The sequence below is a fragment of the Rhizobium bangladeshense genome, assembly GCF_017357245.1.
In the GTDB taxonomy this organism is placed as follows: domain Bacteria; phylum Pseudomonadota; class Alphaproteobacteria; order Rhizobiales; family Rhizobiaceae; genus Rhizobium; species Rhizobium bangladeshense.
Window position 1 is genome coordinate 1987254 of record NZ_CP071612.1, and the last position, 12853, is coordinate 2000106.

The window sequence follows — 12853 nt, forward strand, 5'->3', positions numbered from 1 at the left end:
CTCCATCGAAAACCGGGGAAGTAGTACTTCCTCCTGTTTTGGCAACGCCCCCCCTCCAATATCCACAACTCGGAGACTACCAGATGGCGCGACAAGTCAACGCCACGACCGAAGCTGCGCTCAAGCAGTGGGAGTTTTTCATTCCGTTCGTCTATGACGATGCCGACCCCAAACCCGGTCTGAAGAAAACACGCCTGCGGCCCGGGGCGAAGATCCGCGGCACGGCCACTCAAGGCTATGGACATACCGGACGCGACGTCTATCCCGGTGCTCCTGACGTCACCGAAGCCCAGGCGCTCGCGTGGCTGCGAAATGATCTCGACCCGTGCGAGCAGGCTGTTGCATCGTCAGTAAAGGTCGATCTGACAGATAACCAGTTCGGCGCGCTCGTCATGTTCACGTTCAACGCCGGTGTCCGCGCGTTCAAATCTTCGACGCTGCTGAAAAAGCTGAACGCCGGGAACTATGCCGCCGTGCCTGGCGAGCTGGCGAAGTGGAACAAGACGACGATCGACGGCAAGAAGGTGGTCAGCAATGGCTTGGTGAACCGCAGGGCTGCAGAGGCCGGGCTCTGGGCAAAGGGTGGCTATATCCAGTCCAGCGGCACGCCTGCGCTCCCGCAGCGCGCTCCGCTCATCTCCAAGGAAGTAACGACGACGATGACCGCCGTCGCGTCTGGCGGCGCTTTGCAGTTCGTCCCGACTGATGGACCGCTTGCCTATGCCCTGGCTGCCATCCTCATCGGCGCTGCGCTTTTCGGTCTCTACCTCTACATCGACAAGCGGCGCGAACGCTGATGGGTTTTCTCCTCAAGCTCATCCCCGACAGCCTGAAGCTTCCGGCCGTCGCCGCCCTCGGGGTCATTCTTGGCGCTGCGTTGGCCTATTACCCCTCAAAACTGATCGGTGCCCGCGACGAGCGGCAGGCGCAGCAGGTCAATGCGGCCAAAGAAGCTCTCGACCGCATCAATTCCCTGGAGAAGAACAATGCGAATTTCCGCAATCTCCCTGCTCGGGACCGTTGTCTTGTGTTCATGCGTGACAGCGGGTTGCCAGAAGACAGTTGCGATCAACGGTAGCGGATATCAGTTCGTCCGCTTCTCAAGCGCCGCGGCGGCTGTTGCTGCGTCTCAAGATCCCACCGCCGGTCCCGCCATATCCTCCAATAACAACCAGTGCCGCAAAGACGCGGCTTGCCGAAAGTGATCAGCTTATGATGAACGCTCTTGCGCTCGCTTTGACGAGGGCCGCGGATGCAGGCGAAGTCGCGCCGCCGCCATGGGTCCCAGACCCCAACCGCTACATGCCGGCGGCGACGGGCATCCATTGGTCGCAGGGCTTCACCCAGACTTATGCGACCGGCCTCAACTATCAGTGCTCCAAGCTGTTCTTTGGTTCGCCCGCCTATCCGACCAACAGCTTCCTCGTGCCGTACCTTGGATTTGGGCTGACGGACGGCGGCAATGCCCCTCAAGAAACGATCAATCCCAATGCCGACGTTTTGATTGATGAGGCGTTCTTCATCCATCCGAACGGCACGGAATACCCCATCTTGTTCTCGGGTGTTTCATCGGTCGCTGTCGTGGCAGCGACCGGTGTTGCCTTCGGTCTGGTCACCCTGCCTGCAGACCTGCCGGCCTGGTCGATCTACGGTATCCGCACTGTCTGGCATGGCACGGTAGGAAATACCTATATTGGCGGTTATCGCTGCCAGCGCCACCGGGGCGAAAAGTATTGGGCAGCCGGTGATCTTGCATCCGTCCAGGCGCTTGCGGCAGCCAACGGCGCGAGCACTGCCGCCATGGACCCCGACGCTCGTTATAACTGCCTTGGCAACGTCTCGACGTCTCAACCGCTCGCCTTTGGTCCGGCGCAGATCTTCGCCAAGGGGTGGGACGGCCGGCCGGTGGCGATGGTGCTTTCCGACAGCCTGGTCGAACGGCAGGAACTCGCCGCCTCGGCGGATGCCAGGCGCAATATGGGCGTCATTGGCCGATGGCTCGACCAACAAGACCCCACCTGGGGCAGCACGCCACACATCTTCATGGGTTTGCCTGGCGCAAAATCTCAGAATGAATTGGCCACGAGCGCCATGAAGCGCTGGGACAGCTTCCTCGATGTTGTGAAGAACACCTATAATGGCGGCTTGGACCCGTGGACGTTTGTGCTCGACCAATCCGGCCGCAACGATAACAACGCCACGGCCAGCACCTGGGCGAATTTCAAATTCGGCCTAGTCGATCGCATCAAGACCAGATACGGCGCCGGGACGCACGTAGTTGGCATCACGATCCAGCCGACCGTCACGTCAAACCCGACCAACCAGAACTACCACGCCTTTGCAAACATCTCCGTCTCGACGCTCTGGGATGCGGTCGGCGGCACTCTCAAATCCGTCAATGACTTGATCAAGTCTTCGACGCGATATGCCAAGGTGATCGACATCGTGCCTTACTGGTCCGATGATCGGGCGCTGGGTAAACCGCCGACGCCAGAGCTGTACCCGATTGGCAACGTCGTAGGCCATCCAGGCAATCAGGATGGCGTCACCCCATGGTCGACCATCGTCCTCCCGCTGCAGGTTCCGCTCGGCTGCCGCATCCAGTTCGAATATCAGCCGGGACTCTACACCTCACGCACGCTCCGGGATGCCGTTGACAACGGCAACGGCACATGGACGGCGACAGTCAACGGCGATGAAGTCTTTGCCACAAATGTGCAGGACAATGCTCCGCTCTTCTACATGACGCAAGCGGACGGCATTCATTCGGCGTTGCATGGGGTTCTCTACACGGCAGGCCGTATCCCGCAGTCGGAAAAATCGAAATTCTACCCATAGGCGCCACAAATAGATGACATCCAATGACGACATTATCCGTGCCCTTGGGCGTGTTGAGGGCAGACTTACCGGGATAGAGGAGAATGTCTCCCTCCTTCGGGAGGAGGTCAGCGATGAGAAGGACAACGCCCACGAAAGCCGATCGGTAATCCATCGGCGGCTCGATGAGCAGGCAAAACAGATCGCCCACTTTGAAACAACGGTTGCGATAAGCGGCGCGGTAGACGCCCAGATACGAGAGGAGATCAAAACCCTTAAGGCGACCGTGGAACAAAATCACGCGGCCACGCAGCCGGCCCTGGAGGATTGGAAACGCATTAAGACAATTGGCTATGGCGTCTCAGGGCTGATCGCCATCGCGGGCCTGACGGTCGGCGCAATTGTCACCTGGGCCAGCGATGGCGCGGTTGCATGGCTGCGACATTGGTTGAAGATCAATTAATAATCGGATTATCAATCTGGGTTTCGATGCGCAATCTGAGGGATTGCTGCATCGATATGTACCTCGGCAACCAGATGGCCGTGGGCGTCCCAAATTTCTATTGCCTGCGGGAGTTCCGCTCGATGGGATAAGATTGCCCTGCCAACTAGCTCTCTGAGGGCTTCGCTGGCCTCTTTTCTTGCTGCGTCCAGGTCTGGAAAATACTCACCGTCCGGGTCTGGTATGACACCATCAAAGTGTTTTATATGAAAATAGTACGTCGGCAACGGCTTGCACCCTCAACTTCAGTCGCTCCGCGCCTGGCAAGCACATTCACCCCTGCTACTTTCAGTTAAACCACAGAATTACTTCGAAGTTCCCAGTGGTTTTCGATAGATGATTCATTGTTTCGATTTTTTCGGTATCAATTGTCGCTCTCGTGCGTTTAACAGGGTGGAAGCCCATTTAAGCAGTGCATGACGTATGAACTCCATTGACGGAGGCGACGCTGTGACAAACGTTGCGCAGACAGATACCATTAACAGGTTACTCCGAGAGCTTCCCGAAAAGTCGTTCGACGATATCGCATCATACCTGAAGCCCGTTTATCTTCCGACCCGCCGGCCGCTTGTTGACCCTAATCAACCCATAGAGCAGGTCTGTTTTATCGAGAGCGGCCTAGCTTCAATGGTGGCCGAGGCTCCAAACGGCACAGGCATCGAGGTGGGTCAGATTGGATACGAAGGGATGAGCGGATATCCGGTGGTGCTCGGCGTCGATCGAACGCCAAACCGAACCTTCATGCAGGTTGCAGGCAGAGGCTTAGAACTGCCCACCAGCCGCTTCCTGCCGCTTTTGGCCGACGAAGCAACTCGTCTAATGTTTCTCCGCTATGTTCACACGCGGGAACTGCAACTGGCTTACTCGGCTTTGGCGGCGGGTCGATACAACATGCACCAGCGCCTCGCGAGATGGTTGCTCATGTGCCATGACCGTCTTCTCGTGGACGATATGCCGCTTACTCATGAGTTTTTGGCGTTAATGCTTGGCGTCAGGCGATCTGGTGTCACCGACCACTTGCATATCCTCGAGGGTATGCGCGCCATTAAGTCGATGCGAGGGAACGTCAGGATTTTGAACCGCCAAATTCTTCTCGACGTTGCCGATGGTTGTTACGGCGCTCCGGAAGCCGAGTACGAAAGGCTACTTGGCTCCCAGTTGCCAGAAGATCAAAGACCGGCAAGACTGAAGGGGACGTGGAATGCCTGATCCATTCCTGAGGCCGAACATCAATAGACCCTTTGGCAAAGGGCTACTTCGTCGGCATTCAGCGCGCTTTCAGTTTGGAATACTCAAGACAGGATCATAACTCCCTCAGAAGGCTGGGGCGTGAGGGCGTTGCTCCACCTGGCCGGATCTTACGACCTAGTGCGCGGTCTGGCCTTGATGCGTCGGGCCGCGCGGAGCGTCGCTTGGGAGCGGACCTAAAACTTGCCTCCGCACGACCCAACTCTAGGATGGGGTGGATCGCTTAGGTGGAAAGGCGTGTGCGATCCGAAGTTACTACCTCTCTCCGGCGATCCGGTGAGTTAACCCCGTTGTCCCAACGCGGTTCCAGTACGATGCCGGACAAAAAAAGCCCCGCCGAAGCGGGGCAAGTTTTGCAACACAGATCGCACAGGAGGAACACCCGTGCTTTCCTGTTGCTTCAACGAAAGAGGGACTGGCTTGTTCCGGTACGGCGTTGGACATAGCTGAACTCAGCTTCGTCTTTTCATTGAGCTTAAGGAAGTCGTTATTTGCTTCACCAGGGAGGTTCTGACTAGATACAGCAACATTACTAGAACCTCCCTGGCGTCCTGTTCACAAGGATGAATAAAATCTAGCTCGGCTCTTACCGAGAAAAAGACGGACTTAAGTCGGGTACCGGGTACTGCCGTGGTTTTGTAGTGCTGTTCGGTAAGATGCCGGACAAAAAGAGCCCCGCATTCTCGCGGGGCAATTTTTGCGTTCTGGAAGTTGGACGTGCCGAAACTCCCAGCACATCCGCACACCAAACATTGTGAATCTGAGAAAGTTCCGTATTCGGAACGTCGCGACGTTCGTCCTTCAAGTAAAAAGCAAAATGCCCCACAAGGGGCTGCGAGGCATTTTGTGATCAAAGGCGCCCAATGCGCGAGGAGGGGCGCCAGGAGAGTAGGATGACATGGTTCCGAGGAGATTCAATTAGCCTTAAATTGCTAATCTTGTTGTTGAGTTATGTCGCGCTGAGATCAACTCGATTTAATAATATCGGGCCCAGCGATCCGCGCGAACGGGTCAAGTTCTCGGCTGAACTTCTTTCTGGATACGCATTGCCTGGCCAGCCGCGTACGCTCGTGCGAATTCCTCTTTAAGAAATTCCTTTTCGTGCCTTTCACCACGTTCGATGATAGAGACGACCCACAGACCGCCGCGTTCGGAAACGATTACAGAATTCTCAATCATGGCCCCACCTTAAGCGGATTTCACCTGCTACCCACCGAGCCAATGCTTTGCGATTATATCCCGAAAGTCGCGAATGTCGAACTTCCTGACTTATTGTTGATCGAGTGCTCGCGCGCCGTCGATTCTTCGACGTCGCCCTAATCGCACCAATCGTTCCTGCTCTTCGGGCTCCACGACCGTGCGAAACCTTCCCTGAGCAGCTTCCTCCCGATCTCTTCGCCGTTCGTTCGATAGATGTTGACGAGCGGCCTGTGCGACTGCGTACGGTCCACCGAGCCGCTAAATATCACCCGCAATCCCTTTTCAGCCAAAAGCTCTTTCAGCCTTCCCTTGGCGATTAGCGCCAGCTTCCGTTCCTTCAAGCACTTCGCGTGACTTCCGATCTCCGGCGTATCAATGCCTGAGACGAACGGTACACCTTCCCCCAGCAGTCGCATGTTCTGCCCGTCGCATTTCACGGTGTCGCCGTCGACCGCCGTCAATGAGGCGCAAAGAATCAGTCCGGCGATCAATCCGGCTTTCCTTTTTTTGCCGTCTCGAGCTTCCGTTTCAGTTCCTGTTCCTGCTCATACGTCTTGTGCGGAAAGTGCTCCCAACACCACCATCGAACGGGAATAGCCTTCGAGGGGCTATTGCCGAAGCCTCCCATTCCTTGCAGCCGGGCTCTTCGCAATAGTGCTCGATGATCACGTTAGCGCCAGGTGCCGATGAATGCCCTTCGATACTCAAATTGTCCCCTCCCTACTAATCCGGCACAAAGCTGCCGAACCGCAGCTTTCCGGCCTTAGCGCCGCACAACGAGCATTTTAGGCGTCTCTCGACCTCCTTTATCTGCGCATAATGAAGGCTCGCCGGCAGCCGATCCATAGAGAATTCGCGCCTATCGCCGCAGGCTGTACATTCAGCCATGATTGCGATGTGTTGCGGCGTCGTGTTGACGTAGCCCGGGTCCCAATTCGGCACCTCCAAAAATCTTACCATTTCGATCCCCGCGGCATGGTTTCAGCCCTCGGCGCGCTCTTGGGCAGGTAGGCAATTGCCACGCGGCGGCTGCCGCAGACCGGGCAGCGCATGCACTGCGAAAGCATCGCAAGCGGAAAATCGCGTCCCCTCGTCGCCACCAGGGTGACGAGATCGAGCCTGTGTCTCCACAGGCATTCGCGCACGCTCTTCAGCCCCTCACGTCTTCCCCAAGCGCATCTGGCGGTGACATCCCATCCTGCATCCATTGCCTCGCCGATTGTTTCGGCCATACGTCATCATTCCCCTTTCGAGGTCCTTTCTGCCGCATTGTTGTTGAGTGCTCCGCCCGAGCGATGTTGCTAATATGTTCTCATCAGTAGGTGAGTCAATAATCATTCTAGGCAAATTGCTTTTTAAGGCCGTGCCGGTGTCGTGGCCGCCTTGACGACGTTCTCGCCCATCAGCGAAGGCGATGATTCACATGACGATGAGGACGAAGATCAACCGGGTTGATGATCTCCGGACCGGTGTTCTTCAGGTTGTCAACGTCCCTGCCAATCGGCCACATGGTCATAAGCTCGGCCGAGTATGGCTTCATCAGGTCGGATGGATTTGAATCAGGAGATAGCCAGCGCTGATAATCCCTCCGATGGAGAATGAGCGGCATTTGACTACTGATCGTCGTCATCATCTCATTCGACGAGCAGGTGATGACTGCGAATGTGCGGATATCGATGCCAGCCGGGTGGCGCCAAACCTCCCAAATGCCCGCAAGAGCGAACAGGACGTCGGTCTTCATCGCGATTGCGTAGGGTTGCCTGTCTCGGCTGTGGGGGGAGATCGGCTTCCACTGAAAGAAACCATTGACTGGGATCAGGCAGCGACGCGACCGGTAGGCCGGTCCGGCGAGTCCGTGTGTGGTAATCTTTTCGCAGCGGACGTTGACCAGTGGGGGACGCCGGTCGCTAGGCGTTCTAGATGCCGACACCAGGCCCCACTTTGCTATTGCAAAGACCGGAGCCCTGATACCCGTCCGCAGCGCGGCATCTTCGATGATGATTGGATAGACTTGGCTCGGCGAGCCGTTGTATCGAGGGATGCGACCGACCAAGCCCTCTAGCGCGCTTTGTCCAGCGAAAGCAAAACTACGCGCAAGTTCGTCAAGCGATTCCTTGATATAAACGCGAGTACACATTCCGTATTTCCGTGGGGAGTTACTAACTCTTTAGATGTAACCCGATTTTGGCATTTCAACGCTAGCCGCGATCATCTTGTTTTTCACTTTGCGAGAGTTCGTTACTCAATCAGGGTCAATTGCTTTTTAAGGTGTTGCTGCTGAACTGCGGTCATGACAAAGCCGCCTCGCAAGCCTTCTAAGCCGCTGCTCGGTGAACCCGAAGCGCCGATCCGCAGCCGCCCGCGAAAGAAGCGTGACCCAGCTCAGCACCAGCTGACTCTCGACCCTATGCCGGCGCGCATCGATCCGTGCCTTGCGCTGCTCAAGCCAAGACCCCCGAAGGGTCGGCAATGGGCTTTCGAAGTGAAATGGGATGGGTATCGCCTGGCCATTCATATCGAACCGAAGGGCGTCCGGGTCATTACCCGCGGCGGCCATGACTGGACCGACCGCTTCCCTGCCATCGTCGCCCAGGCGAAACGCCTCCCGGTTTCAACAGCGATACTCGACGGCGAGGCTGTCGTTTTCGACGAGCACGGCCGGTCTGACTTTGGCAAGCTCCAGCAGTCGCTGGGCGGCCGAGGCGGCAAGCGGACATCGTGGGAATCGGTCTTGATGGTCTTCGACCTCCCCTATCTCGATGGTCGCGACCTGACGGAAACCGAGTTTACCGCTCGGCGCCATCTCCTCGAGGGCGTGGTACCTGCCGGCGGGGAGGAGGCTATTCGTCTCTCCGAGGAGATCGAGGCTGATGGTGAAACGCTTCTGCGCATCGCCTGCGAGCATGGGCTCGAGGGCATCATCGCGAAAGATCGGAACAGCACGTATCGCGGCGGCCGAGGCGGCGAGTGGCTGAAGATCAAGTGCATCCAGAGCGACGGCTTCGCCATTGTTGGCTATCAGAGGTCCAGCTCGGCATTTGGCAATATCGGCGCGCTGCTGCTTGCGGCACGGAAAGACGGACAGCTGGTCTATGTGGGATCTGTCGGAACGGGCTTTAAGGCAGACCAGGCAATGGAGCTTCGCGCTGCGATGGACAAGCTTAAGGTGTCGGCGCCCGCGGTGAGGTACACCGGCCAGCGCAAGAACCTGATCTGGATCAAACCGAAACTCGTCGCTGAGATCGAATACCGATCGTGGACGCGCGACGGGAAGCTGCGGCATCCGTCGTATAAGGGGCTGCGAGAGGAGCAGGATAACGCCGGGGTCTATGAGCTGGAATAGCTCGGGATGCTATCGGCGCTTCTCTTCACTGCGGGTGTGTGGGTGGACTCTTCGCAGGAGCGCCCTATATCCCTTCTATCATCAGCAACCGAGAACGTAGGCGCTGATGACCGAGAGTTACGATGTGCTCCCGCCTGCAAATAGCGGAGTGCACTCATGAGCAAGTCCTCTATCGAAGCTACTTTATCGTCCTCCCGTGCTCTTTTAATCCGATCATACGAGTTACTGAAATCAACCGACCGTGTTGTAGGACGGCCCCTGGATTTCTCAGTGCCGTATAGGAAAGGCGAATTAGACCCGGCGTCAAATCCGAGCAACCCAACCTCGACCGAAAAATAATACTGCTCGGTTCATGTTCGCACGGCGGCGCCCACGAAGAATGGCGCGTCAGGCACTCCCATCAACATCGCCATCTTCGTCCAGCTCGTGCACCGGCAGATAGGTGTTCCGCTCCAACCACTCACGGACGATATACCTGATCGCATCCTCACGGCTCAGCACCAGCTCGCTTGAGACATTCCGAAGCGCCTCTTCAGTAGCATCATCGAGAGTGATCGAACCGGCATTGCGCACCAGCAGGGCGGTGCGGCGAAGTATGATCTGCAAATCCCGCGTGGAAATTTCGTCTATCCGGTTGGCGGCGTCTTCAAGGAGGGCGGCGGTGTCGCCGGCGACTACTGACATTTAGGCGCCTCATTGGTCGCTAGGACTTCAAGGGAAACGAAATCAAGATCTGAGTTTACGTGGACATGAATATCGGCGTATGCGATATTCCAGTTTGGGAGTTCTCCATGGATAGAAAACGGCTAAATTTGGTTCATTTCACACCCACTCGGGAGCGTAAACTCCTCGATGGCGTGAGCGACACCGAATTTGACCGCATCCTCCGCCGAGAAGTGAACTTCACTGAACCGCCGGGCGTTCAAAAGCTCATCGGGGATAGAACACCGATCGCGCAAGATGCCTTCCGTGCGATTCTCCTCCGCCAAGGCAGAGTTCATTAGCTGCTGTAGCCTGTCCCATGTCATCCCTTCGGTGCTCCCCGGTACGGCGGCTGGATGAATCATAAACAACACATGACGCGAGCACACGCGCCTTGTTGCTCCAGCATAAATTGCTACTGCCACCGACGCCACGTTCCCCGTTGCATGGATTGTCACCGGTATGGGCAAGGCTCGGATGTGGTTGTAGAGATAGACCCCGTCCGCGATAAATCCGCCAAGTGAGCTAAAGGCCAGATAAATGCCGTCATAGCTGTTGTTGACAGCGTAGTTCATAGCGGCGCCGATGCGCGTGGCCGAACCAGATTCGATTGGGCCTGTGAAACCGAAATAAGCTATCTTGTCGCTCAACTAGTCATTCCTCCCTGATCGACGGCGGGGCTAAGCTTTAAAAGCTCCCTTTTCACACCAGTATCTGACCGTCACCCCCGGCTGACTTTGAAACAGTTCAGCAGCAATCCGGCAGTTGTCGGAGTTATAGGCGTCGCCATCTTTGCTGTCGAATGATGCAACATGCAGTCTCATACTCCCGTCGAGTACCGAATTTCGATAGAGAGTATAACTGCCACTGGGCTGCCAGCTGCATCCGGCCAATACCATGGCGGAACCGAAGACGATGAGCTTCATGCCAACCTCTAATTATCCGGACGCAGACCATGCCCCGAGAATACGATTAACACTGCTCGGAGAGATTGCAACTGTGCGCACAAATTGCGTCGGACGCAAAAGGAGTGGAAAACCGGATTTGTGATTGGCTCTCCCGGGGCTGGGACAAGATGCTGTAGGTGGAGGTGCGCCATGTCGCAACTAACCTATTTCGCACGAGGTGCCGCCAGCGCAGAACGTGCTCGTCGCCGGGTACAACGAGAGGGTCTGACCATGAGTGGAGACAAGCTCTGGACTGAAGACGATCTAAAAATCATCGGAGAGAGGTGGCCCAATCTTGATGATATCGAGAAGGCGCTTCCGCACCGAACGAGGAATGCGATCTGCGCGCAATGCAGAAAAATGGACTTGAGAAAAAAAGAGCAGCATATCTGGTCAGCTGCCGAGATTTCAAAGCTTCGCAAGCTGTATCCTGCCGCGACGATTGCGGAAATTTGCGCGACGTTCCCGCATTCGACATGGGTGAATATCCGCCAAGTTGCTCGATATCATGGATTTCGCCGGAATAGGAAGCCATTCAAGCCGACAGGCAATCAGCCGATCGACGGGATGCTGGCGAAGCTGTTTGAGGCCAATCTTTCGTTTTCTGAACTTGATAAGGAACTTGGGACAAAGCGATATTTCCAGAAGGGTAAATGGCGTACCGCTCGACCGAATTATAATCGGTTCGTGAAGGCGATCGAGCTTCTGGATGGCGAGCTGTCGGTTCGCTGGCGCGAGTGACATAATTAATCTTTGAACGGCGGAAAGTTGGGTTTCGTGGAGACGATTCTAGCCACGAACGCTGACCAGGCAGCCAATGCATCCCTCTTTTCCTCGGCATAGTCGTAGCGATTGTAGACGGCTGCGACCCCTTTGATTGATCCTGACCGATGGTTGATCACTGCTTCAACGACATGCACTGGAACGCCTAGCCGAGCCATGCCACTCGCTGCGGTGCGTCTTAGATCATGGAATGTCCAAGGCTCGAGTTCCAACTTATCCGCCGAGCGCCCGTCCGCCGTCGCTTCCTCTTTAGCAATCTTGAGCATTTCTGTGTCGAGGTTCTTCTTGGCCCGACCGTAGCCAGAGACTTTCGTCACGCCCGTTGTCGTGAAAAGGAAAACGGGCTCTTCGTCCTCGGCAGGTCGAACCTTTGGCAGAGCTTCGATCTCTCGGATGGCTTCGGCTGCTAGGGCGACATAATGCTCCTTGCCGTTCTTCGACCGTTCCGGCGGAATGACCCATTCCTGATCGTTGCCGGACAGATGCATCTCTGACCATTGAGCCCCCGAGACCTCGCTGCGCCGCTGCGCTGTTAGCAGCAGAAGCCGGACCATCGGTCCGAAGGGATAGCCAAGCTTTTCAGAAGCCAGCCAGACAAGCCTGATTTCATTGTCTGTCAGGATTCTATCTCGCGTGATCTCCTGGCTTGGTTTGTCGATTTTCTTTTCCATCGGCGAGCTGTCGATGATGTCGCGCTGAACAGCCCAGTTGAAGAACTTTCTGAGCAGCGAAAGAAGTCGGTTTGCGACGATGGGCGCCCGTTCAGCCACCTCGTCCAGATGGCTGGCAATCTCCTGCCTCGTGAGGCTCTTCATTCTCCGCTTGCCGAACTTCGGCCGGAAGTCCTTATCAAAGAGACGCTTCCGCTCCTTGATCGTCGAAAGCCGGTTTTTCTTCTCAACGTACCGCTTGATAAACTCGTCGATCGCATCTTCAACAATGTCGAGCTTGAGCGACTTTTGGGCCGCTTTGGCTGCCGCGGGATCTCTGCCCTCGGAGACGCCACGCAAAAGCTTTGATGCCTCCTCACGAGCCTTCGCCAATGGAAAGACGGGCAGGGGACCTATCGTAAACTTCTTCGGCTTCCCATCGAACCTGTAGCGGATGGCCCAGCTCATCACTCCGGAAGGCTGAACGACCAGGTAAAGACCCGGCAGGCCACCGTCGGGGATCTCTTTGCGAACGTCCGGCGTTTTCAGTGCCTCGATCGCGCGGACGGTAAGGGCTTTTGCCATCTGATTTTCCAGGGTAACGCCGGGGTAACGGCGGAGGGGTGATAGGTCGTGATTGCGATTGTTATTATCACGATTG

At 56.4% G+C, this 12853-nt stretch carries 15 protein-coding genes and 1 pseudogene; 7 read left to right on the top strand and 9 right to left on the bottom strand.

Going from position 1 to position 12853, the window contains the following annotated elements; genetic code table 11:
- Positions 1-83 precede the first annotated feature (83 nt).
- From J2J98_RS09720 to J2J98_RS09735, 4 genes are all read left to right on the top strand, one after another.
- Positions 84-797: a lysozyme gene (locus tag J2J98_RS09720; protein ID WP_207602965.1), complete on the top strand. Its 714-nt coding sequence runs from the start codon at positions 84-86 to the stop codon at positions 795-797.
- Positions 797-1078: a hypothetical protein gene (locus J2J98_RS09725; RefSeq protein WP_207602966.1), complete on the top strand. Its 282-nt coding sequence runs from the start codon at positions 797-799 to the stop codon at positions 1076-1078. The genes J2J98_RS09720 and J2J98_RS09725 overlap by 1 nt, the downstream gene beginning before the upstream one ends.
- 134 nt (positions 1079-1212) lie before the next feature.
- A complete protein-coding gene (locus J2J98_RS09730) occupies positions 1213-2838 on the top strand; it encodes a hypothetical protein (protein ID WP_207602967.1) in 1626 nt (541 codons plus the stop codon).
- Between the two features lie 13 nt (positions 2839-2851).
- Positions 2852-3280: a DUF1515 domain-containing protein gene (locus J2J98_RS09735; RefSeq protein WP_207602968.1), complete on the top strand. Its 429-nt coding sequence runs from the start codon at positions 2852-2854 to the stop codon at positions 3278-3280.
- An 11-nt stretch (positions 3281-3291) separates the two neighbouring features.
- On the opposite strand, the gene J2J98_RS30845 is transcribed toward J2J98_RS09735, so the two are convergent.
- Positions 3292-3546, bottom strand: a complete 255-nt coding sequence (locus J2J98_RS30845) for a DUF6894 family protein (RefSeq protein ID WP_375337099.1) — start codon at positions 3544-3546, stop codon at positions 3292-3294.
- Between the two features lie 223 nt (positions 3547-3769).
- Between J2J98_RS30845 and J2J98_RS09740 the strand changes: the two genes are divergently transcribed.
- Positions 3770-4528 (top strand): Crp/Fnr family transcriptional regulator, encoded by a 759-nt coding sequence (locus tag J2J98_RS09740; RefSeq protein ID WP_246569411.1) that lies wholly within the window; start codon positions 3770-3772, stop codon positions 4526-4528.
- Positions 4529-5883: 1355 nt separating this feature from the next.
- On the opposite strand, the gene J2J98_RS09745 is transcribed toward J2J98_RS09740, so the two are convergent.
- The 4 genes and pseudogenes from J2J98_RS09745 to J2J98_RS09755 all read right to left on the bottom strand — a co-directional run bounded on the left by J2J98_RS09745 (position 5884) and on the right by J2J98_RS09755 (position 7904).
- The gene (locus J2J98_RS09745) at positions 5884-6258 is read right to left on the bottom strand and encodes a thermonuclease family protein (protein ID WP_207602970.1); all 375 of its coding nucleotides are present in this window, start codon (positions 6256-6258) and stop codon (positions 5884-5886) included.
- Positions 6255-6475 (bottom strand): annotated as a pseudogene (locus J2J98_RS30290) (hypothetical protein). The gene J2J98_RS09745 and the pseudogene J2J98_RS30290 overlap by 4 nt, the downstream one beginning before the upstream one ends.
- A gap of 245 nt (positions 6476-6720) precedes the next feature.
- Positions 6721-6999 (bottom strand): hypothetical protein, encoded by a 279-nt coding sequence (locus tag J2J98_RS09750; protein WP_207602971.1) that lies wholly within the window; start codon positions 6997-6999, stop codon positions 6721-6723.
- Positions 7000-7169: 170 nt separating this feature from the next.
- Positions 7170-7904 carry an SOS response-associated peptidase gene (locus J2J98_RS09755; protein WP_207602972.1) on the bottom strand — a complete coding sequence of 245 codons (735 nt, stop codon included), beginning with the start codon at positions 7902-7904 and terminating at the stop codon, positions 7170-7172.
- A gap of 153 nt (positions 7905-8057) precedes the next feature.
- On the opposite strand from J2J98_RS09755, the gene ligD reads away from it, so the two are divergent.
- Complete coding sequence (ligD, locus tag J2J98_RS09760; protein ID WP_207602973.1) at positions 8058-9110, top strand: non-homologous end-joining DNA ligase; 1053 nt, start codon at positions 8058-8060, stop codon at positions 9108-9110.
- A 387-nt stretch (positions 9111-9497) separates the two neighbouring features.
- Here the strand turns inward: ligD and J2J98_RS09765 are convergent, their stop codons facing one another.
- From J2J98_RS09765 to J2J98_RS09775, 3 genes are all read right to left on the bottom strand, one after another.
- Complete coding sequence (locus J2J98_RS09765) at positions 9498-9794, bottom strand: CopG family transcriptional regulator (RefSeq protein WP_207602974.1); 297 nt, start codon at positions 9792-9794, stop codon at positions 9498-9500.
- Between the two features lie 122 nt (positions 9795-9916).
- Positions 9917-10462, bottom strand: a complete 546-nt coding sequence (locus J2J98_RS09770) for an ATP-dependent Clp protease proteolytic subunit (RefSeq protein ID WP_207602975.1) — start codon at positions 10460-10462, stop codon at positions 9917-9919.
- A 30-nt stretch (positions 10463-10492) separates the two neighbouring features.
- On the bottom strand, positions 10493-10738 hold the full coding sequence (locus tag J2J98_RS09775) for a hypothetical protein (protein ID WP_207602976.1): 246 nt from the start codon (positions 10736-10738) through the stop codon (positions 10493-10495).
- Positions 10739-10909: 171 nt separating this feature from the next.
- Here J2J98_RS09775 and J2J98_RS09780 point away from each other — a divergent pair, with 171 nt between their 5' ends.
- The gene (locus J2J98_RS09780) at positions 10910-11500 is read left to right on the top strand and encodes a hypothetical protein (protein WP_207602977.1); all 591 of its coding nucleotides are present in this window, start codon (positions 10910-10912) and stop codon (positions 11498-11500) included.
- Between the two features lie 5 nt (positions 11501-11505).
- On the opposite strand, the gene J2J98_RS09785 is transcribed toward J2J98_RS09780, so the two are convergent.
- Positions 11506-12777 carry a tyrosine-type recombinase/integrase gene (locus J2J98_RS09785; RefSeq protein WP_207602978.1) on the bottom strand — a complete coding sequence of 424 codons (1272 nt, stop codon included), beginning with the start codon at positions 12775-12777 and terminating at the stop codon, positions 11506-11508.
- Positions 12778-12853: the final 76 nt, after the last annotated feature.